The sequence below is a fragment of the Caballeronia sp. SL1002 genome (genome assembly GCF_057814995.1).
Window position 1 is genome coordinate 877,538 of the sequence record NZ_JBYMUW010000005.1, and the last position, 21,976, is coordinate 899,513.

The window sequence follows — 21,976 nt, forward strand, 5'->3', positions numbered from 1 at the left end:
ATTTTGATGCCACTTGCCACTCATGCACACGGACCTTCCCTTCAACGAACGCGGCGTCACGCTATCGCGCTCGGCACTCAGCGCCGCCGGTCAGATGTTCGCGCTGCGCGACCTGAGCGCCGCCACGGTCGTCATGGTGCCGCGCCAGAAGCCGCTACCGGTCACGGTCAGCGTCCTCGGAATGATCGCGCTCGCGACGGGCATCGCCATCGGTTCCGGACCGACGTTCGTGCTCGGTTTGATGGTCGCGGTGGTCGGCTATCTCGCGTGGATCACGCAGGACGTCATTTACCAATTGATGGTGACGACGCCCGAAGGCGAGCGCGAAGTGCTCATCACGCAGGATCAGGAATTCGCCGAACGCGTCGCCGCGATGGTGCGCGGGTTGATCGACGAACGCACGGCGCACGCCGCGGCCTGACACTATTTTTACGCGCGATGCCGCGAGCATTCTCGCCACGATTGCGTCCTCGCTCGATCAGGCGACGATCGGCCGCGCGAGACCGATCGCCGTCCTTCCATAGTGGCGCTTAACCCAGCGACAGCGGCTCGGTATGCCAGATATCGCGCGCATACTCCGCGATCGTCCGGTCCGACGAGAAAATGCCCATTCCCGCGACGTTTTCGATCGCGCTGCGGGTCCACGCGTCCTTGTCGCGGAACTTGAGATCGACTTCGGCCTGCGCTTTGTCGAAGCTGTCGAAATCGGCGAGCACCATGTAGTGGTCGCCCCAGTCCACGAGCGTGTGATAAATGTCGTAGAACCGGTGCGGCTCGTCCGGCGAAAAATGGCCGAGCCGGATTTGATCGAGCGCGAGTTTCAGCTCCGGATTTTCCTCGTAGATCTGCCGCGGCTGATAACCGGCCGCGCGCAACGCGTCGATCTCGTCGGTCGAATGACCGAACACGAACATGTTCTCGCGCCCGACCGCCTCGCAAATCTCGATGTTCGCGCCGTCCAGCGTGCCGATGGTCAACGCCCCGTTCAGCGCGAGCTTCATGTTGCCGGTGCCGGATGCTTCGGTACCCGCCATCGAAATCTGCTGCGAGAGATCGGCAGCCGGAATGATCAGTTCAGCCACGCTCACGCCGTAGTTCGGAATGAAGCCGACCTTCAGCCTGTCGCCGATCAGCGGGTCCTCGTTAACCTTCTTCGCCACATCGTTGATGAGCTTGATGATGTTCTTCGCCATCTTGTAGGCCGAAGCCGCCTTGCCAGCGAACATCACCACGCGCGGCGTCCAGTCGCGTTCCGGCTCCTCGCGAATCCGGTTATAGCGCACGATCACGTGCAGGATATTGAGCAGTTGCCGCTTGTATTCGTGGATGCGCTTAACCTGCAAATCGAACAGCGCATTCGGGTCGATGATCGCACCCGTCTCGCGTTTGGCGCGCTCAACGAGCCGCAGCTTGCTCGCGAATTTGGCCTCGTGAAATGCTTTGCAAAACTCGGGATCGTCGCGCCATTCGCGCAGACGCGCGAGTTCGAAAAGATCCGTGCGCCAGCGCGGTCCGAGCCGCTGGTCGATCAGCGACGAAAGCGACGGACTCGCCTGCGCGAGCCAGCGGCGCGGTGTAATGCCGTTCGTTACGTTCGTGAAACGCTCGGGATACATGCGCGCGAAGTCGGAGAAAATGTCCTGCGTCATCAACTGCGAATGCAGCTTCGACACACCGTTCACCGTATGACTCGCGACAATCGCAAGATGCGCCATGCGCACGCGCCGTTGCCCGTATTCATCGACGAGCGAAATGCGGCGAATCAGTTCGATATCGCGGCCGAATTTCTCGCCGACCTGCTTGAGGAAATGCGTGTTGATATCGAAGATGATTTCGAGGTGACGCGGCAACAGCCGCGACAGCATTTCAACATCCCACGTTTCGAGCGCCTCGGGCATCAGCGTGTGATTCGTGTAGGAGAACATCTGCTGCACGAGCCGCCACGCCTTGTCCCACTGCAGATGATGAATATCCACCAGAAGCCGCATGAGTTCGGGAATCGCGAGCACCGGATGGGTGTCGTTCAGATGCACCGCGACCTTCTCCGCGAGCCGTCCGAAATGCGTGTGCGTGCGCTGATAGCGGCGAATCAGATCCTGCATCGTCGCCGAGACGAAGAAGTATTCCTGCCGCAGACGCAGTTCGCGGCCCGCTTGCGTGGAGTCGTCGGGGTAAAGCAGCCGCGAGACGTGTTCGGACGTGTTCTTCGCTTCGACCGAGCGTCGATAGTCGCCCTGATTGAACGCGGAGAGATCGAATTCGTCGGTCGCGCGCGCCGACCAGAGGCGCAGCGTGTTCGTCGCGGTGGTCGCGAAACCGGGAATGACGGTGTCATAGGCCATCGCGTTCACATGCTCGGTCTCGATCCACTCGGTGCGGTCTTCGTGCCGCACGGTGCGTCCGCCGAAATGAACCAGATAGGTAACTTCCGGGCGCGGGAATTCCCACGGATTGCCGGCGCGTAGCCAGTAATCGGGCGTTTCCACCTGATTTCCATCGACGATGGTTTGCCGGAACATGCCGTATTCGTAGCGGATGCCGTAGCCGAAGCCGGGAATGCCGACGGTCGCCATCGAATCGAGAAAGCACGCCGCGAGCCGGCCGAGGCCGCCGTTGCCGAGCGCCGCGTCGGGTTCGAGATCTTCGAGCGTATTGATGTCGATGCCGAGACCGGCGAGCGCATCGCGTACTTCGCCGTGAATGCCGAGCGCCAGCAAGGCATTGGTAAACGTCCTGCCGATCAGGAATTCCATCGACAGGTAGTAGACGCGCTTCACGTCCTGTTCGTATTGAAGGCGAGTGGTTTTCATCCAGCGCGCGACGAGCCGGTCGCGCACCGCGAGTTCCACCGCGTGGAGCCAGTCGCGTGGCTGCGCGGTCACCGCGTCCTTGCCGACGCCGTACATCAGGCGGTTTGAAATGGAGCGCCGCAGCGCTTCGACAGTACTGTTGAGCTGGTCGAATTCCAGATCGACGGATGTCATCAGAGCCTCCGTGATAGTCGACGGGCGCTTAATGCAGGCCGGAGCCGCGGGCGGTCGCGCGGCCTTCGGCGTCATGCCCGCCGTACAAGGTGAAGGTGCAGGTTACGCTAATTTTATTTTTTTTGGTATGAACGTGAGGTGAACGGATGGCGGCCATCGCGAGTCGACGGCCGAAAATGACGAGTCCGCATTTTTTGACATAAATTTTGGAAAGACCTCGGCCCGTCTGCAACAAATCCGGGCAAATCGGCCCGATCGCGTCAATATAATTCGTGTCCCTGAAGCTTCAGAGACGGCGCGCCATGTCACGTTGTATCCATCACGCCCATGCCCGCGTGGCCGGTTTGCGGGCCTGCGCAAGGACCATCCTGCTCGCGGCAGCGGGGTTCGCGGCCGGGCCTTTGAGCGGAATCGACGCGACGCATGCGGAAGCGACGCGTCCGGAAACGCCGCCGGATTTTCATCTGGTCGGCGCCAATGTCCAGCGGCGCGCGAATGGCGTGCTTGCGTTGATGGGCTATTCCGCGGTCCCCGATTTATCGTCGAGTTCGCTCAGCATTCGCAACGGCTCGACCGACAATCCCTCGGTGGGGCTCTCGCAGTTCGGCGGCGGTTTCACGCTGAGCCGGAGTTTTCCGCTTTATCTTGAGGGTTCGATGGGCGGCAGCCGCTACGATCCGACGTTTGTCTTAAGCGACGGCGCGGAGCGGCGCAAGTTGCCTACACGTTGGACAAATTTTTCGGCGACGGGCGGAGTCGGCTGGGATTTCCCGCTGATCGAGAGCAAGGAACTCGTGTTCCGGCCGATCTTCAATGTCTCGCTCGGGCATGCGGTGAGCGACGCCAAGGCCGCGCAGTTTTTGATTAATCGTCGTGCGGGCACGGAACTCGATTTCCTCGATAACGGTTCGTTGAGTGCTTACGGACTTGGCGGCGCCGTCATGCTCGATCTCGAGCACGTGCGCGAGAATTACGAAATCGACGTCGAGTTGCGTTACACCTATATGCACCTTCAAACGTTCGCTTCGCCGCAGGCCGTCCGGGGCAGTTCCGATGCGCAGACTGCGAATCTCTATGCGCGGTGGAGAGCGCCCACGGGTGCGATCGTGCTGCACAGGCCGCTGCGTTACGTGCTCGAACTTTCGCACTCCACTTATCTTGGTAGCCAGGCGGGGATTCTCGGGTTTAATCACCTCACTTCGCTCGGTGCGGGACTTGAGGTGGACACGGGGGCAGTGACCAAGCTTTTTTCACGCGTGCGACTGGTCGGGCGTTATGCCTTTGGGCAGAATATTTCCGGGACTTCGGTGGGGCTTGCGCTTAGTTTTTGATAAGACGGGTATTGGCTCGCCGGGGCGCGCTGTCGCACGATTGCTTTGACGCTTTTCCGGGAACGTGCTTTCTCTTTCGTCGGTCAGACCGATTCCGTCTCTAGGGCTTTAGTTGCTCGCAACAGCAACAAGCGCCAGCAAAACCTAACCCCGCGCAACGCGCTCCACCACCTCCATAAAATACGCGACATCACGCGTACCCCGTCCGGGCGCTTTAGCCAGATCATCCCACCGCCGCAACTGCATCGCGTCCTGTGCAAAAGGCCGCTCCAAAAACGCGGCCGCCTCGTGCTCATCGAAGACCCCGCCCTGCAGTTCAAGACTACGCACAGAATCCGCAGAAAGCCGCGCAAAGTAAGAAGCGTCGATAGCGCACAAGCAGCGCTTCGCATCGACGTGAAGACGGATCGGCTCAAGCACCGCGTCCGAAAACAGCGGCCTGATAAAAGGCAGCGCAAAGTACTGGTGAAGATCGTCGATACCCCGTTCAGTCGGCGTCTCGCCCTGCAAATTCAGCAGATGCCCCAGATCGTGCAGCAACGACGCCGCGATCAGTTCATCGCTCGCGCCCGCCTCCTCCGCGAGCTCCGCCGTCTGCAACGCGTGCTCAAGCTGCGTAACCGGCTCGCCGGTATAAGCGATCCCGCCGTACGTATCGAACAAATGGCGGATATCGCCGAGACTCAATGCCATCGCATCACCTCAAGCCACACGCCGGCGCGGGACGCGCGCGGCAATCATCAACAACGCGGCAAGCGATACGGCCAGCAAGATCAGCGAAAGCGCCGACGCCGGCAAGTAATAGCCGCGATTCACCTGCCCCACGACCACGATCGGCACCGTCGCGAACCCCGGCGGATACACCGTCAGCGTCGCGCCGAGTTCGCCGAGCGACAACGCGAAACCGAGCGCGAGACTCGCGCGGATCGCGGGCACCATTTGCGGCAACACGACGCGCATCAGGACACGCTGCGGACTCGCGCCGAGACTTGCCGCGGCCTCGCGCAATACGGTCAATTCAGGACGCAACGCGGCGGCGGCGCACCGGTAGCAGAACGGCAGCACGAGCGCGAGTTGAACGAGCACGACGATCGCCGCCGACCCGGAAAGATCGAGCGGTCGCTTGTGATACGCGATCAACACAGCCAGCCCGAGCACGACGCTCGGCACGCCGTTGGGCATCATCGCGACGGTATCGACGATCGCGCCCAGTCCGCGCCGGTCGCGCCCTTCGAGCGCAAGCGCCAGCCACACGCCCAGCACCGTGCCGAGCACCGCGACGCCGAAACCGACTTCGAGGCTCGTCGTGAGCGCATCGAAGTCGCTCGATCCGAGCCGCTCGAACCAGCGCATGCTGAAGCCATCGGGCAGGACCGTGCCCGACCAGTGCGACGCCACGCTCGACAGCGCGACGACGATCACGGGCAACACGAACAACCAGAAGCACAGCAGCGCCATGAACGACATCAGCACCGCGCCGCCGATGCGCCTGATCAACGGCGCGCGGCTCGCGCCAGCGATGAGCGCAGGATTAGCTGCCATTGCGGCCTCCGATACGACGATTCATCCGCCGGTACAGCGCATAAAGCGATAGCGACATCACAAGCATCACGACCGATCCGGCGGCGGCTGTCGGCAGGTCGAGATCGACGGTAGCCGCCGTGTAGATCGCGATGGGCAGCGTGACCAGATGCGCGCTGCCGAGTACGAGCAGGATGCCGAATTCGTTGAGCGTCAGCAGGAAACACAGGATCGTGCCCGCCGCGATACCCGGCCACGCGATCGGCAACACGACCTTGAACGCGACGCGCCAGCCGCTCGCGCCGAGACTCCTGGCCGCTTCGATGAGACGCATGTCGAGCGTCGCGAACGAGGCGAGCGTCGGGCGCACGACGAACGGCGCGTAGAACACGACTTCCGCGAGAATCACGCCGCCGATGCCGAACAGGAAATCGAGCGGCGGGTTCTCAAGATGAAGGAGCCGCTGCAATCCGACGCTCACCGAACCCTGCGATCCATACAAAAAAATCAGCGTGAACGCGACCAGGAACGACGGAAACGCGACGAACAATTCGAGGAAGCGCGTCACCAGTTTCGCGCCGGGAAACGGCTTGAAAAAAAGCATCGACGCGATGGCGACACCGAGCAAGGAGGCGAGCGTCGCGCTGGCGAACAGGATGCCGAGCGTCGTGCCGATCACGCCGCGCGTCTCCGGATTGCTCAGGAACGCCGTGTAGGCGTGCAGGCTCATGCCGTGCTCGCCAGACAGGCTCAATTCCACGAGCCGCACGAGCGGATACACGACTAGCGGCCCGAGAATCACGACCAGAATGAACAGCAAATGCCACTGCGCGCCGCGCTCGCGGCGCTTCACCCGCGCCGCGTGCTCGGCGAACTGAGCGGTGAGACGCGCGTCGTCGGCGAGTGCGTCAGGGGCGGATAAGGACGACATCGGCAGCCTCGTAGCGAAGTGAAACGCGCGCGCCCTTTTCGGGCATCGCGCCGTGGCCGCGTTGCGCGGTGACGAGCACCGGTTGATCGGGCAAGGCATCGAGCGAGACGGCGATCGAAAGCGATGCGCCGTACCATTCCACCGACGCAATCGTGCCGTGCAAATGGCCTTCGCCGAGCGGCACGATGGCAAGCTGCTCCGGCCGCACGCACGCGACACGTTCGCGTTCCTCGCGGCGGGCATCGCCGATTGGAAACACGACCGCCGGCGGCAGCAAATTCGCCGCGCCCAGGTAGCGTGCGACGAAACCGTCGGCGGGTGTGTCGTAGAGTTCGCGCGGCGTGCCGAGCTGCGCCACGCGGCCGTCGCGCATCAATAGCGTGCGGTCGGACAGCACGAGGGCGTCGTCCTGATCGTGCGTGACGCACACGATGGTCAGGTTCGGTAGCCGCTCGTGCAGCGCCTTCAGTTCGGAACGCACCGATGCGCGCAAATTGGCATCGAGCGCGGACAGCGGCTCGTCGAGCAGCAGCACGTCCGGTTCGATCACGAGCGCGCGCGCGAGCGCCACGCGCTGCTGCATGCCGCCGGAAAGCTGCGCGGGCATGACGTGACCGGCATCGGAAAGCTGCACGAGCTTGAGCGCATCGGCGACACGCCGCGCGATCTCGCCCGCTTTCAAACCGCGCGCCCGCAGCCCGAACGCGACGTTCTCGAACACCGAAAGATGCGGAAATAGCGCGTAGTTCTGGAACAGCAGCCCGAGATTTCGCCGATGCGGCGGCACGTGAGTCAGATCGCGGCCGGCCACGCTCAGACTTCCCGCGAGCGCATCGGCGGCGACGAAGCCCGCGATAAACCGCAGCAGCGTGGTCTTGCCGCAACCGCTCTTGCCGAGCACGGTCAGCAATTCGCCGCGCTGGATGGTGAGCGACAGATCGTCGAGCACCGTCCGCGCGCCGAAGCGCACGGTCAGCCGGTCGATATGCACGCCGGGCAGCGCGTCTGCGTTTTGCCGGGCGGGCGCGGCGGCAGTGCCGTGCGGCGTGGGAGCGAGCGCCAGAGTGTTCACGTTTCTTCCTTCAAAAATAGGTCGCGCGACCTCGTGGCGGCTTTAGGACTTCGGCTTCACGACTTCGACCTGCTTACCCGACGTGCCGATCACCTCGTCCTTCCAGCGCGCGGTCCAGCCGGCTTTCTTCTCCATCACCTGGCTCCAGTCCACCGGAATCAGCTTCACGCCCGCGATGGCTTCCTTCACCGCCGTGCCGTTCTTGCCCGCGAGCGGAACATCGGTGCGCGCCGGAATGCCGTAGATATCCGGCACTTTCGACTGCACGTCCGTCGACATCAGATAGTCGATCAGCTTCTTGCCCGCAGCCTGGTTCGGTCCGCTCTTGATAAGGCCGATGGCGTAAGGCAACTGGAACGTCGTCGGCGCATCGCCCGGCTTGGCGGCGAGGAACAGCGGCTTCAGCGAAAGACCGCCGTTTGCAGCGTCGTCGAGGTCCATTTGCAGGTCGCCGTTCGCGAACGCGATCTCGTTACGCGAGAGCAGGACGTCCAGATAACCCGTGCCCTTGGTGTGGAACTTGGCGCTCTTTTCGAGCTTCTTGAGATAGTCGAATGCCTGGTCTTCGCCCATCAGCGCCGAGGTCAGGATGATGACGGCCATGCCGTCGCCCGCCGTCGCCGGGTTCGAATAAGCGACCTTGCCCTCGTAGCTCGGATGCAGGAGATCGGCGAAGGTTTTCGGCGCGGTCTTCGTCACTTCCGGGTTGATCGCGAACGAGAAATAGTTGTTCACGAAGGTCGCCCATGCGCCGTCGGTCGCTTTGGCGATTGCCGGCACGTTCTTGTAGTTCACGCTCTGGTACGACTGCAGCAGGCCCGACTGCGCCGCCTGCTGGATGAACGGCGGCAACGTCACGATCACGTCGGCCTTCGGCGAATCCTTCTCGACGGTCGCGCGGTTCACCACCTCGCCGCTGCCCGCCGTGACGATGTTCACCTTCACGCCTTCCTTCTTTTCGAACGCGGGCAACACGTCCTTGTACAGATTTTCCAGACCGTCGGCGGTGTAGAGCACCACGGCGTCGGCGGCGAAAGCCGGGGCGGCCGTGCCCGCGAAAGCCGCGACGGCGAGTGCCGGAATCAGCTTGAGCGTAAAGCGGCGTGCGGGTTGAAAGCGCTTGTTGTTCGTCATGGAGCGTGTCTCGCGTCGAAAAATCGGTGTCGGTGAAAAGCGGATTGAAAACGAGGAAAAGGCGTTCTGCGGCTGCGACGGATCATCACAAATCTGTATGACAGCACAGTGACGACGCCACATCCATCCAACAAATGACACATTTCGCCACTACACTGGCGATCATACAACGACGAATTTCGGAGAAAAAAATGTTCGGCGCGTCGCCTTCGATCCGGCTGGCCGGTGCGTTTGAACGCGTGAATTGCTTACGGGAACGTGACGGCCGGAGCGCGGCTTCAAGCGATCAGCAATTCGGGGCCGCGCGCCGCAAGCGCCCGGCAGAGCGCCTTGTCGGGGGCGCGTTCGGTCACGACGTAGCGCACTTTCTCGAAATCGCGGATACGCACCGGCGTGAGGCCGCCGAACTTCGAGCGATCCGCGATCACGACCGCCGTCGCCGCCGAGACGATCATCCGGCTGCGCACTTCGGCGGCGAGCCGCGAGTAATCGGTGAGATGCGCGTCCGGCGTGATCGCGCCCGCGCCGACAAACGCGAAATCGGCGTGATATTGGGAGAGCTGGGTGAGCGTGTCGAGGCCGAAAGTGGCGTCTTCGTGATCGGACAACTCGCCGCCGAGCAGCGTCACGCGGTTGTCGTTGTGGCGCGCGAGCAGCAGCGCGATCCGCCAGTCGTTCGTGTATACCGTCAACCGGTGATGCCCGGCGAGCGCGCGGCCGAGCGCCTGCGTCGTGCTGCCCGAATCGACGATCACCGACGCCCCGTCCGGCACCAGTTGCGCCGCGCGCTCGCCGATCGTGCGCTTGGCCGCCGCGTTCGCCGCTTCGCGCACATCGACGTGCGGTTCGCGATGATCGGTGGCGAGCGCGCCGCCATGCGTCGTCACGATCAGGCCGCGTATGGCCAGCGCGTTGAGGTCGCGCCGGACGGTCTCGCGCGAAACGTCGAGCGCCCGCACGAGTTCGGCGACCGACAGCGCGCCCGACTTCGACAACTCCGCAAGTATGTATTGGTGACGTTGTTCCGCAAGCATCGCTGGTCCGTTGCGCCGCGCGCTTAAAGCGCGAGCGTCGTAATAAATGGCGCGCGTATTGTAGTACGCGAGTAAGACGCGCGCTAACACCTCTGGAAAACCGATGAATACTTTGAATCAAACGAGTGTCGCGATTGTCGGCGCTGGCATTCTCGGCCTGTCGCACGCTTACGCTTTTGCGCGGCGCGGCTTGCGCGTGACCGTTTTCGAGCGCAGCGGAACGCCGCTCGGCGCGTCCGTCCGCAACTTCGGCGTGGTGCTCGTGACCGGCCAGCCGCCCGGCGCGATGCACGCGCTCGCACGCGAATCGCGGGCGATCTGGCTCGACTGGGCCGGGCGCGCCGGTTTGCACGTCCGCCGTTCCGGCTCGCTGCTGTTCGCGCGGACGGCAGCCGAGGCGCACGTGCTCGATGCGTTTATCGAAACGCGCGCGTCCCAGTGCGGCTACGACGCGGCTCTCTTGCCCGCCGCCGCGCTGGAACGGCTCTACGATGGGCGTTTCCGGCATCATCGCGCGGCGCTGCATGGGCGTGACGACCTGCAGCTTTACTCGCGTGAGGCGATTCCGGCGCTCGTCGAATTTCTGCAGCGCGAACACAACGTGGATTTCCGCTTCGGCGCGCTGGTGCGCGGGATCGATGGGACGCGGCTCGATACGACCGCCGGCACGTGGGATGCGGAGCGCGTAATCGTGTGCTCGGGCCACGATTATCAGACTTTGTATGCGCCCGAACTGGCCGCGCTCGAACCGTCGGTGTGCCGTCTGCAAATGCTGCGGGTGCGCCCGTCCACGCCGCTCGCGCTCGGTCACACCGTGCTGACCGGCTTGAGTTGTCTGCATTACGGCGCGTTCGCGGACTTGCCGGAAGCCGCCGCGCTGCACGCCGAAGTCGCCGCGACCGCGCCGCAGTTGCTCGAATACGGCATCCATTTGCTGGCAAGTCCGACGCCGCACGGCGATCTGGTGATCGGCGATTCGCACGATTACGCCGCCGATCCGTCGCCCTTCAACGCGCAACACGTCGACGATCTCTTGCTCGGGCTGGCCGAATCGACGTTCGGCGAGCGGGTCGATGTCGTCGAGCGCTGGCAGGGCGTCTACGGCGCGCGCAACGGCACGAGCGGCGCGCCGTTCAGCGTGCTGCAACCCGCGCCGCGCGTCGCGGGCGTGTTCATGCATTCGGGCGTCGGCATGAGCATCGGCCCGGCGCTGGCGGAAGCGGTCGCGCGCCACGCACTCGATGGCGCGCCGCTGCCGTGCTGATCGGCAAGGGATTGTTTCTCCTGCGGCGTTAATGCGAGCGGCTCGCGTTGGTAAACTACGTCGATCGACACGAATCCCCGGAACGAAGATGACCGAAAAATCCGCCGCGCTCGAATTGCAGTTTCCCCGTGAACGGCTGAACGACTCGGCAGGCGATCCTTTCTGGATCGACCTGACCGTCGATGAAGCCCGCCAGCTTCACGCGCAACTCGCCCGGCATTTTGAACCCGCGCCGGACGGCAGCCAAGCGCCGCTCGTCTTCGCGATCCGTTAAGGCGGCTCGGCTCAAACAATGCAGGGCTGAACAAGACGCGCCGGACCGAGCGCGCCGATACTGCGGTTTTTCCCAAAAGTCGCCATGTTCCAGTTCGCGGTTCCCGCCGTCTTCGTGTTCCTTTGGTCGACGGGTTTTATCGTCGCGCGCGCGATCACGCCCTACGTCGACCCCAATCTCTACCTGCTCGCTCGCTTTTGCGGCACGGCGCTGCTTTTCACCGCGATCGCCCTCGCCGCGCGCGTGCGCTGGCCGTCCGGACGCGATGTATTCAAGCATCTGTTGGCGGGCGCGCTTCTGCAGGGCGTCTACCTCGGCGCAGGTTACTGGGCGGTCGCGCACGGCGTCAGCGCGGGCGTGATGGCGCTGCTCGGCGCGCTCCAGCCGATCTTCACCGCCGCCGTCGCCGCGCGTTTGTTCGGCGAACGGCTGTCGGGCCGCGCGTGGTGCGGGCTCGTGCTCGGGCTGGCGGGCGTCGCGCTCGTGCTATGGCCCAAGTTGCACGGCGGCGCGGGCGGGTCGCAGGGGCTGGTGATCGGCGTGTCCTTGTTCGCGGTCGTCGCGATCACGGCCGGCACGCTGTATCAAAAGACGTCGCTCGCCGATGCCGATCTGCGCAGCGCGAGCGCGCTCCAGAATCTCGGCGCGGCGATGGTCGCCGCGCTGCTCGCGGTGTCGCTCGGCGAACACCGCTTCATTCCATCGCCGACGACCTGGTTCGCGCTCGCGTGGGGTGTGGTGATGCTGTCGGGCATCGCGACGACGCTGCTGGTCTGGATGGTCCGTCGCGGCGATGCAGCGCGCGCCACGGCGCTCTTGTTTCTCGCGCCGCCGCTCGCCGCGCTGGAAGGTTATTTCGCGTTCGGCGAGACGCTTGCGGCGGTGCAGTTGGTTGGGTTTGGCGTGGCGCTGGTGGGCGTGCTGCTGGCGCGGGCGGGATAAACGTCACGGCGTCCGGCCTGAAGCCACTCAATCCGCCGTATCCGCCGCAGCCGGAACCTTCGCCCGCGAGCTGCTCCCCGGCACAGGCGACCACGCCGGACGCGACTTGCGCGCTGTATCGATCACCACCAGATAGCGCCCCGCCCAAGGCGTCGCCTCGCGCTTGCTCTTGAGAATCCACAGCGAATCCCCGCGCGCGGCCCGCGCCTCGTATTCCATGTCGATCACCCCGCGATGGTCGAAGAACGTATTCAGCGTGGCCGGAATCCGCACGCATCCCTTCGAATGACGGATACCGAGGACGGCTTCGAGCTTGTCGGGATCGGTTGCGTGCATCTGGAAGCGCATCTCCGAGAAACCGCCCTTGCCCCAGCCGCGCTCGCCCTGCGTCCAGCCGAAATCGTAGATACGCATATCGCGCGCGCCGTAGCCGCGAATCCCGAACTCGTTCAGCGTCCCTTCCGCGCGGTAATCCATGTTGCGCGGCGTATGTTCGAACACGCCGAGCGGCGTCACGAAATGGTCGTAGGTGCCCGGACGGCCGGTCGAAACCGGCGCCGCGCCGATCATCGACCACGCGTCGGCCACCTTCGCCCGAAAGTAGATGAAGAGCGCCTGCACGTTCTCGCTGCGATCGACGAGCACCGCGTATTCGTTGGCGAGATCGCCGTGGCCCGCTGTATCGAGCGCGTGCTGGAGTTGCCGGCCGAAGGCTTGCTGGTCGGCGGCGGGCACGGTCAGGCGGCGCGCGACTTCCTTCGCGAACGTCGCGCGTAAGGCGAGCGCGCCGGCGGGGTTCATCGGCGATTGCTGCGCGAGGTTCAGCGCGGGCGGTTCGGGTTCGGGAGATTCGGCTTGCAACGCATCGCTCGCGCCCGAGCGGGGTTCAGGAGCCGCTGACGCTGACGCTGAAGCTGGAACCGGCGGCGGCACGGGCAAGCCCGGCAACGGCGCCGCGCCCGGCGGCTTCAGAATCGGCAGCGGAGCCGGCTTCAGAATCGGCGGCGGAATCGGCGTCAAAATCGGCGGCAAGGCTTGCGCGCCATGGCCACGCACCGCCGATGCGCCGCTCGCTGGCGTCGCCTGAGCGTTCGCGCCTGGAGATCCGGTCAGCGACGCGACCGCAGCCGTCGTCAGGAGTACGGTCCGAAAATACGTGTTGCCCAAGTGCTGCATGTAAAAGCAGGGTCCTCCGGCCGATGTGCGGGCGCAGAAAAAAGCCGGTGCGGCCGATGGCACCGGCTTCATCGGAAGCGACCGCGCCCAACGATCCCCTCGCCGGATTCGTCGCTTTCCGGCCGGCAAAGTTCACTGAAGCCGCGCCGATCCCTCGCCGGACACCAAAGCCCGCGCGTGCAGCATCAAGCGCGAAAACGCGGGACAGGCGATGAACAAGGCGGCCGCACTCACGACCCCGAGCACGTCAAACTGGACAGATTAGGAAACCGGTTCGGCCAGTCGCCCGAAATGGACGATTGCGCCTGCGCGAGCGTCAGGTCGCCGGTACACACGCAGCGCTTGAGAAACACCGCCAGCCGTTCCTTCCGGCGCTGGCCCGCGCGGCCGTCCCACGGCCGCAGGTCGAGGTTGATCGCCGCGCTCGGCAAGCCGCCGAGCAAGACCGGCATCCGGTGGTCGAGCGCGTAGTCCGACCCCTCGGTCGCGCCGATCCCGCGCTGCTTCAGCAGCCGGTCCTTCTGACGCATCTGCACTTCGAACGTGGGCGAGACGCGGTCGGCGTAACCCGGCACGCAGATCGTATCGACGATAGTGGCTTGCGTGACCCGCGGGTCCAGCCATTCGGCGCGCTGGGCGCACGCGGGCAACGCCCACGCGGCGAGGACGGACGCGAGCACGACCGCGTGCGCCATCGCGAGCGCACTCGGCGGCCGGCGGCCACGCGAAGTCGACGGCGGCTCAGGCGGCCGTCGATGCATGCGTCGAACGCGCGTGAACAACACCGGCGCGCGCGGAAAAGGGACCGATTAAGGCGGCAAATAAGCTGACCAATGCGCGGGACAATGAGCTGGACACCTGGCGATCCATTATTGAGACAGACGGATTCCAATTAAACCATAGGCGAAAAACCGCGCCGTGCGTTGCCTCGCCAAGCGGGGCAAAAATCGCCGGCGATCCGCGCATCAAGCGGCCGGTTCCGTGTAGTCGGCAAGCGCCGCATCGAGCGTGGCGGCGGCATCGGCGAAGGACGCGTAGGCATTCGCGACGCCCGCGCTGTGCGGCGTCGAAGGCGCGTCCAAGGCGGTCTGGCACGCCGCCTGGAGCGCGAGACACGCGGACGCAAACGGCGTCGCGCCCACCACGAACGCCGCGCCCTTCATGCGGTGCGCCGTCTCCCGCAGCCGACGATAATCGCGCGCCTCGAACGCGTTGCGGGCGGCGGCGAGGTCGTCGGTGTTCGCCGTCTTGAGCGCCGCGACGAGCGCCGCCGACTGTGCCCCGAACGCCGCGATCAGCGCTGAATCGTAGACGCGTTCGGTTTGCGCCGGCGTTTCCACGGCCGCTTCCGTGCGCGGCCCGGTACCGGCCGCCGCGCGCAGCGCGCGGCGCAACTCGTCGAGTGAGAGCGGTTTGACGAGACACGCCGTCATGCCCGCCGCGACCGCGTCCGCCGCCGCTTCCGGCTGCGCGTTCGCCGTCACGCCGAGAATCGGCACGGGGCGCGCGACGTAACGTTGCCGTTCGTCGGCGCGCACGGCGCGCGTCAAATCCTCCCCGCTCATCACGGGCATCGAGCAATCGGTCAGGATCAGATCGACGCACGCAGGATTCGCGCGCCACGCCGCCAGCGCGGCCGCGCCGTCCTCGCACGCGCGCGGCACGCAACCGAGCAACCGCAGTTGCGCGGTGAGCAGCATCCGGTTCGCCGGGTGATCGTCGACAACCAGCACGCGCAGGCCCGCAAACGCGGCTTGCCCGTGCTCAGGTTCGGCGGCGGGCGCGGACAGCGCGACGGCTTCGGCCGCGGCAAACGTCGCGCGCAGCGTGAAACAACTGCCTTGCCCACGCTCGCTCGCCACGTCGATCACGCCGCCCATCATCGTGACGAGGCGGCGGCAGATGGTCAGCCCGAGTCCCGTTCCGCCGTAGCGGCCGGCGCTGTCGGCGTGCGCCTGCACGAACGGCTGGAACAGTTCGGCGCGCTGCCCGGGCGCCATGCCGATGCCCGTATCCGACACCGCCAGCGTCACCGCGCGCGCGCCGTTCTCGACCGCGCCCGCGTCGTATTCCAGCGTCACCGCGCCCTCGCCGGTGAACTTGATCGCGTTCGACAGAAGATTGCCCAGCACTTGCCGCAGACGCAGCGCGTCGGCCTCGATCCAGACTTCGCCGATGTCCCGGCGCGCCCGCACGACGAACCCAATGCCTTTCGCGCGCGCCGCCGGTTCGTAGATGGCGGCGACGCTCGCGACCCACGCGCCGAGTTCCAGCGGCGCGGGCGTGAGCGTAAGCCGCTCGGCCTCGATTTTCGCGATATCGAGAATATCGTCGATCAAGCCCAGCAGATCGCGCGCCGCCCGATGCGCCGTGCTCAACGCGCGCTCGGTATCCGCGCGTTCGCCGGGATTGCGCAGTTCGAGTTCGAGCAGCCCGAGCACAGCGTTCATCGGCGTGCGGATTTCGTGGCTCATGGTGGCAAGGAACGTCGATTTCGCCCGGTTCGCCGTTTCGGCTTCCTCTTTCGCCGCGCGCATCGCCGCTTCCGCCGCGATCCGCCGCACGATCTGCACGCGCAGCGACACCGCCCACCCGCCGAGCAGCAGCACGATGGCAAGACCCGCCGCCGCGCCGAGCGCGACTTGCGGGCGGCGCCGCTCCCACTGCGCTTCCGGGTGTTCGACGAGCGACCAGCGGTTACGGATGGCGTCGAGTTCGGCGGGCGACATGTGGGCGATCGCGCGATTCAGGATCCCGAGCAGCACCGGCTCCTTCGCCGCGACCGCGAACGCGTGCGGCACCGGCTCCGCCGAGAACGCACCGCTTATCGCGAGCCGGTCGCGGTAAGCATTCCCAACCACGTAATTAGCGAAGCCCAACTCGATCACCGTCGCGTCGGCCCGGCCGTCCGCCACGGCGTCGAACTGATCGCCCCACAGCGCCGTATCGACGATTTTCGCCTCGGGTACGCGCCGGCGGACCAGCGCGCTCACGGGAAAACCTTTCGGCAGCGCCACGCGGCGCCCGGCCAGCGCGCTTGCCTCACGGATCGGCGGCGCACCGGCACGCGTGACGATGACAAACAGACCGTCGCCGAAGGCCCGGGACAGGATAAAGCCGGACGCGGCCGCTGCGCCGGTGATGCCGATCGGCGTAAAGGCGGCCCGTCCGCTGTTCACGTCGGCCGCGAGTTCGCTGACCTGGCGATGCGTCCGCGCTTCGAAACGCAGCCCTGTCACGCGCGCGATGGCCGCGAGTGTATCGACGACAAGCCCCGCCGGGCGGCCATCCGCGTCGAGAAACGAATACGGCGCGGCGCCCGCCAGCATCGAATAACGCACGACCGGATGCGCCGCGATCCAGGCGCGCTCTTCGTCGTTAAGCGCGAGCGGCTGATCGAAGGTGACAGGCGCGCTCAGCGCGCCCCAGCGCGCGCGAACTTCGAGCGGAAAGCGCGGCGGCAGCGCGGCAAGGGCCGTATCGACGCGTTGACGCAGCGCCTGTGCGCCGGGACGCGCGGGATCGAACGCGAAGCTGTAGCCGCCCTCGTCGAACGGCGCAAAACCGGTGATGGCGAGCGCGGCGAGATCGAAATGCTGAATCGCGAAGCTGGTCGCCACCAGATCGCCCACAAACGCGTCCGCTTCGCCGAACGTGACCGCGAGCAGCGCCGAGACGACGTCGGGATAAGCAGCCGGCCGCTTCGCCGGATAAGCGGCGGCGATCCGCGCGGGCGATGCCTGCGCCGCGACGAACGCGATGCGCCCGGACGGCGTGTGCCGCGCGCGCGCTTCGACGAAAACCTGCTTGGTCGCGATATACGGGCGCGACAGCGCGAGCGGCGGCCCGCTGTCTTCGCCGGTCGCGCAGGTCGCGGCGTCGATCTCGCCGCGCCTGAGCGCCGCAATCAGCGCCGCGCGATCCGGATAGCTGCGCCACGCAAGCGGCCGGTCGAGCGCCCGCGCGACTTCGACGGCGTAATCGGCGGAAATGCCGCGAATCGGCGGCGCTTGGGGCGGGTCCGGCTCCGGCGTTCGACCCGGCACGGGACGGGGGTCCGCTTCGCTCCGCAGTTCGAACGGCGCCAGCATGCCCGGCACCGCGCCGACGACGAACGCCGGCGCGGCGCGGGCCGGCGCGGCGCGGGCCGGCGCGGCGCGGGCGAGCGCGGCGAACCCGAAGCTGGCGGCCACGAGCAGCGCGCATGGTCCCCACCGCGCGAGCCAACGGGATCGATACTTCGACGGACCGCATGGGGAAAGTGCCAAGCCGGCTGACCCGCAAAATGTGTGCGTCAAGTGTCTCAAATATGCCGAGGATCGCCAAATCCTATGAAAGGTCCGGCGGAGAAAAAAAACCCACGCCAGAGCGTGGGTTTCTTACGCGCGATCACGACACAACTATCAAGCCGGCACGCTTTCCGCCTTCGCTGCGCGCGACCACACGCGGTGATTCGACAGCGCGTCGATAAACTTCTTCATCACGGTCTTCGCGTCGCCGCCGACACTCACGCCTTCGTCGCCGGTCGGCAGATGCGCGGCCGCGAGTACGTCCTCGCCATCGCCGATCGCGCCGATCGACTTCAGATGCTTGAACGCTTCAAGCACGAAATGGCGAGCGTCGCCGGATTCCGCCAGCAGCTTCGCGCTCGCCGCGCCGCCCGCGACCACCACGCCGTCGAACATGATCGACGGCAGGCCCTGAATGGTCGCGTCCACTTCGATGCCGTCGCCGAGCGAGCCAAGCATGGGCGCGATCACCTTGGCGTGCGCGCCGCCTGCCGCCAGCGCGTCCTTGATGGCCTTGATGCTGGCCGTGTCCGCGCCCTTCGCCGCGAGAATCGCGACCTTGCGCGTCTTGATCGACGGCTTGGCTTTCGCGATCAAAGACAGCGCGGGCGATTCTGCAATCGACGACTTGCCGAGTTCCTCCGCGCTCGCGCTCTTCGCGGGCGCCGGCAAACCCAGGTTTTCCGCGACGCGTGAGACGAGTTCATCGGCGATATTCGCGAGAATGGTCAACTGCCGTTCGCGGATGGGCTTGCGCTCGACCTTGCCCAGTTCGAACGTGTACGCGCCGACGATATGATCCTTCTCCGGCTGCGTCATGCTGTTCCAGAACAGCGTCGCCTGCGAATAATGGTCGAAGAACGACGGACTCCGCACGCGGATTTTCGCGCCGTCGACGCGTTCCTGATACGACTCGAAACCGCCGCCGGACGCCGCCGGTGGCGTTTCCTTCGGCCAGCCGCCGTCGATGGAATTCGGTTCGTAGGACGCTTGCCCCTTGTTGACCGTCACGCGATGCATCGCGTCGCGCTGACCGTTGTTCAGCGGCGCGAGCGGACGATTAATCGGAATTTCGTGGAAATTCGGGCCGCCGAGACGGCTGATCTGCGTATCGGTGTAGGAAAAAAGCCGGCCTTGCAGCAGCGGATCGTTCGAAAAGTCGATACCCGGCACGATATGGCCCGGACAGAACGCGACCTGCTCGGTTTCCGCGAAAAAGTTGTCGGGATTGCGGTTGAGCGTCAGCTTGCCGATCATCTTCAGCGGCACAAGTTCTTCCGGGATGATCTTGGTCGGATCGAGCAGATCGAAATCGAACTTGTGTTCGTCCTCTTCCTCGACGATCTGCACGCCCAGTTCCCACTCCGGGTAATCGCCGTTGTCGATCGCTTCCCACAAATCGCGCCGATGGAAATCCGCGTCCTTGCCCGCGAGTTTCTGCGCTTCGTCCCACAAGAGCGACGCCGAACCGATGGTCGGCCGCCAGTGGAATTTCACGAACCGGCCCTTTCCTGCCGCGTTCACGAAGCGAAACGTGTGGATACCGAAGCCTTCCATCGTGCGCAGGCTGCGCGGAATGGCGCGGTCGGACATCGCCCAGAGCACCATGTGCGCCGATTCCGGCACAAGCGATACAAAGTCCCAGAAGGTGTCGTGCGCCGAGCCGCCCTGCGGCATTTCGTTATGCGGCTCGGGCTTCACGGCGTGGACGAAATCGGGGAACTTGATCGCGTCCTGTATGAAGAAAACCGGCATGTTATTGCCGACCAGGTCGAAGTTGCCTTCGTCCGTGTAGAACTTCACCGCGAATCCGCGCACGTCGCGCACGGTGTCCGCCGAGCCGCGCGAACCCTGGACGGTCGAGAAGCGGACATACACCGGCGTTTCCTTCGCCGGATCCTGAAGGAAATCGGCTTTCGACAACTCGGCCTGCGATTCGTACACCTTGAAGACGCCATGCGCGGCGGAACCGCGCGCGTGAACGATCCGCTCCGGGATCCGCTCGTGGTCGAAGTGCGTGATCTTTTCACGCATGATGAAATCTTCCAGCAGCGACGGCCCGCGCGGACCGGCGCGCAGCGTGTTCTGGTTATCGCTGACCTTGACGCCCTGATTCGTCGTCAAGGCTTGATTGGTCGGGTCGTTGCGGAATTGTTCGAGGCTGTCGAGCTTCTTATTGGTATTGCTTTGCGAAGGGGTGCTCGCGGCCGCGCTGGCGGCGGCGGGCTTTTTCGTCGTGGGCATCGGGGAACTCCATGTTTGACAATTAGACCGGGCGCTTCGATAGCGCACCGGTCTTCGTCCGCAAACACTGTTCCCGCGCGCGCCGTTTTTACTCGATCTTGCGTTGCTGCAATGCACGAATGCGGCTCATCGCCGCGTGGTTGGTCGTGGCGGCGGTGTACATCTGCGCGAGATCGGCCTTGAGTTGCGTGCGCGAACCGGCATCGAGATAGACCATGTGGCCCGAGGGATAAAAGCGCGCGGAGAGGTTCTGGCGCACGGTTTTATCGATAAGCGGCATTTGCTGAAGATCCAGCACCGTCTGGTAGAACGGCGTGACGAAATCGTAGAAACCGTTCGCTGACAATACCTTCAGGTCCACGTTCAGCGCCATCACGGCGGCGAGATCGCCCGCCGTGTACAAAATGACGTTGTTCTTGCCGTCGAGTCCTTTCTCCGCGCCGGTCGGGTCGATGTGGTGGAAATCCCAGTTCTGGAACGCCTGATCGTTCAGGTCCGTGAACGACGACGTCGACGTGAACTTCAACTGTTCGTTCAGGTAACTGTTCCACATCGACGTGTAGACGCCGCTCACGGCCGTCATGGTCGGATCGTTGCCGCCGGAATTCGGATCGATTTTCCCGGCGATACCCGACGAAATCGCCGTCACGCGGCCATCGTAGGAACCGAGCGATTCGCCCTTGGACTTGAGCAAAGTAGTGAGGAACAGCGAATTGCCGCGGCTGTCGTAGGCGGCGATATCGAGACTCCACGCCAGCAAAGTCGCGCGGTCGATGCCGGTATATTCGGCGAGCTTTTCCACCACGTCGTCGTCGGTCTGCGGGAATTTGCGCAGCGCGTTCAGATAGTCCGTCCGCGCGAATTCGGCGACTTCTTCCGAGAAGGCTTCCAGATCGGCGGGACGCGGATGCACGCCGAGTTTCTTGTGATACCACGCGTCGGCGGCGGCGGTCGGCAATGCGCCGACCGGATTGCCGGCCTGCCGGTAATCCAGAATGGACGATTGGAGCGTGATCCCGTTCAGATCGACGCCGTCTTCGTGCAGCAAATACGCGAGCACGCAACTGCGCGCCGTGCCGTAGGACTCGCCGAACAGAAACTTCGGCGAATTCCAGCGGTTGTTCTTGGTGAGAAAGCGCTTGATGAACTGCTTGATCGACTTCGCGTCCTCATCCACGCCCCAGAAATCGCGGTTCTTATTCGGCGCGATGGCCGCCGAATAGCCCGTTCCGACCGGGTTGATGAACACGAGATCGCTCTTGTCGATCAGGCTGTCCGTGTTGTCCTCCATCGCGTAGGGCGCGGGCGGCGTGAAGTCGGGCATCGCGGTCTTGATGCGGCGCGGCGCGAACGAACCGAGCAGCACGAATACCGACGAAGACCCCGGCCCGCCGTTATAAAAGAACGTGACCGGACGCGTTTCCTCGGGCTGGCTGTCCTGCGTGAAGGCCACGTAGAACATCTTCGCGGCCGGCTTGGAACTGCTCGGATCGACGGTGACGAGGTGACCGGCGGTCGCCGTGTACGCGATTGCCTTGCCGCCGAGCTTGATCGAGTGATGCGTGACGGCCGCCGATTCGTCGGTCAGGCTCGCGTCGATGGAGTCGTCCGGGCCGTTGCCGTAAGGCGTTGGATCGAAGAACGGCTGGTCGGTCTTGGCAGAGCCGTGTTTCGCGGCGGGCTGGCTTGTGGTCCTAGTCGTGCTGCTGGATTTCGATGCCACCTGGTCGGAATTCGTCATCGTCGCTCCCGGGATGTGTCGTTGTTCTACTTCTGCTCT

General features: G+C 64.8%; 17 protein-coding genes. 5 read left to right on the plus strand and 12 right to left on the minus strand.

Translation table 11 applies throughout. The features are described 5' to 3' along the window. Positions 1-22 precede the first annotated feature (22 nt). On the plus strand, positions 23-421 hold the full coding sequence (locus tag AC3D25_RS28310; protein WP_488892177.1) for a DUF6232 family protein: 399 nt from the start codon (positions 23-25) through the stop codon (positions 419-421). Positions 422-530: 109 nt separating this feature from the next. Here the strand turns inward: AC3D25_RS28310 and AC3D25_RS28315 are convergent, their stop codons facing one another. Then, complete coding sequence (locus AC3D25_RS28315) at positions 531-2,984, minus strand: glycogen/starch/alpha-glucan phosphorylase (protein ID WP_488891794.1); 2,454 nt, start codon at positions 2,982-2,984, stop codon at positions 531-533. Positions 2,985-3,286: 302 nt separating this feature from the next. Here AC3D25_RS28315 and AC3D25_RS28320 point away from each other — a divergent pair, with 302 nt between their 5' ends. Then, on the plus strand, positions 3,287-4,315 hold the full coding sequence (locus AC3D25_RS28320) for a hypothetical protein (protein ID WP_488891795.1): 1,029 nt from the start codon (positions 3,287-3,289) through the stop codon (positions 4,313-4,315). A 144-nt stretch (positions 4,316-4,459) separates the two neighbouring features. Here AC3D25_RS28320 and AC3D25_RS28325 read toward each other — a convergent pair whose 3' ends face one another. The 6 genes from AC3D25_RS28325 to AC3D25_RS28350 all read right to left on the minus strand — a co-directional run bounded on the left by AC3D25_RS28325 (position 4,460) and on the right by AC3D25_RS28350 (position 10,007). Then, positions 4,460-5,008, minus strand: a complete 549-nt coding sequence (locus AC3D25_RS28325) for a phosphonate degradation HD-domain oxygenase (protein WP_488891796.1) — start codon at positions 5,006-5,008, stop codon at positions 4,460-4,462. A 9-nt stretch (positions 5,009-5,017) separates the two neighbouring features. Next, positions 5,018-5,857 (minus strand): 2-aminoethylphosphonate ABC transport system, membrane component PhnV, encoded by an 840-nt coding sequence (gene phnV, locus AC3D25_RS28330; RefSeq protein ID WP_488891797.1) that lies wholly within the window; start codon positions 5,855-5,857, stop codon positions 5,018-5,020. Then, positions 5,847-6,767, minus strand: a complete 921-nt coding sequence (locus AC3D25_RS28335) for a 2-aminoethylphosphonate ABC transporter permease subunit (protein WP_488891798.1) — start codon at positions 6,765-6,767, stop codon at positions 5,847-5,849. Before AC3D25_RS28335 ends, phnV begins: the two co-directional genes overlap by 11 nt. Continuing rightward, positions 6,745-7,839 (minus strand): 2-aminoethylphosphonate ABC transport system ATP-binding subunit PhnT, encoded by a 1,095-nt coding sequence (gene phnT, locus AC3D25_RS28340; RefSeq protein ID WP_488891799.1) that lies wholly within the window; start codon positions 7,837-7,839, stop codon positions 6,745-6,747. Before phnT ends, AC3D25_RS28335 begins: the two co-directional genes overlap by 23 nt. Before the next feature lie 42 nt (positions 7,840-7,881). Further along, a complete protein-coding gene (phnS, locus tag AC3D25_RS28345; RefSeq protein ID WP_488891800.1) occupies positions 7,882-8,973 on the minus strand; it encodes a 2-aminoethylphosphonate ABC transporter substrate-binding protein in 1,092 nt (363 codons plus the stop codon). A gap of 278 nt (positions 8,974-9,251) precedes the next feature. Further along, on the minus strand, positions 9,252-10,007 hold the full coding sequence (locus tag AC3D25_RS28350) for a DeoR/GlpR family DNA-binding transcription regulator (protein WP_488891801.1): 756 nt from the start codon (positions 10,005-10,007) through the stop codon (positions 9,252-9,254). A 103-nt stretch (positions 10,008-10,110) separates the two neighbouring features. Between AC3D25_RS28350 and AC3D25_RS28355 the strand changes: the two genes are divergently transcribed. From AC3D25_RS28355 to AC3D25_RS28365, 3 genes are all read left to right on the plus strand, one after another. Then, on the plus strand, positions 10,111-11,271 hold the full coding sequence (locus AC3D25_RS28355; RefSeq protein ID WP_488891802.1) for a TIGR03364 family FAD-dependent oxidoreductase: 1,161 nt from the start codon (positions 10,111-10,113) through the stop codon (positions 11,269-11,271). A gap of 88 nt (positions 11,272-11,359) precedes the next feature. Continuing rightward, complete coding sequence (locus tag AC3D25_RS28360; RefSeq protein ID WP_488891803.1) at positions 11,360-11,545, plus strand: hypothetical protein; 186 nt, start codon at positions 11,360-11,362, stop codon at positions 11,543-11,545. Positions 11,546-11,629: 84 nt separating this feature from the next. Then, positions 11,630-12,487, plus strand: a complete 858-nt coding sequence (locus AC3D25_RS28365) for a DMT family transporter (protein WP_488891804.1) — start codon at positions 11,630-11,632, stop codon at positions 12,485-12,487. A gap of 27 nt (positions 12,488-12,514) precedes the next feature. On the opposite strand, the gene AC3D25_RS28370 is transcribed toward AC3D25_RS28365, so the two are convergent. The 5 genes from AC3D25_RS28370 to AC3D25_RS28390 form a co-directional block, all read right to left on the minus strand. Beyond that, positions 12,515-13,663, minus strand: coding sequence for a L,D-transpeptidase (locus AC3D25_RS28370; protein ID WP_488891805.1), 1,149 nt, complete (start codon positions 13,661-13,663; stop codon positions 12,515-12,517). A 230-nt stretch (positions 13,664-13,893) separates the two neighbouring features. Beyond that, complete coding sequence (locus AC3D25_RS28375) at positions 13,894-14,424, minus strand: hypothetical protein (RefSeq protein ID WP_488891806.1); 531 nt, start codon at positions 14,422-14,424, stop codon at positions 13,894-13,896. Between the two features lie 204 nt (positions 14,425-14,628). Beyond that, positions 14,629-17,856 (minus strand): ATP-binding protein, encoded by a 3,228-nt coding sequence (locus AC3D25_RS28380; protein ID WP_488891807.1) that lies wholly within the window; start codon positions 17,854-17,856, stop codon positions 14,629-14,631. A gap of 210 nt (positions 17,857-18,066) precedes the next feature. Next, a complete protein-coding gene (gene katE, locus AC3D25_RS28385) occupies positions 18,067-20,196 on the minus strand; it encodes a catalase HPII (protein WP_488891808.1) in 2,130 nt (709 codons plus the stop codon). A gap of 88 nt (positions 20,197-20,284) precedes the next feature. Continuing rightward, positions 20,285-21,937, minus strand: coding sequence for a S10 family peptidase (locus AC3D25_RS28390; RefSeq protein ID WP_488891809.1), 1,653 nt, complete (start codon positions 21,935-21,937; stop codon positions 20,285-20,287). Positions 21,938-21,976 lie beyond the last annotated feature (39 nt).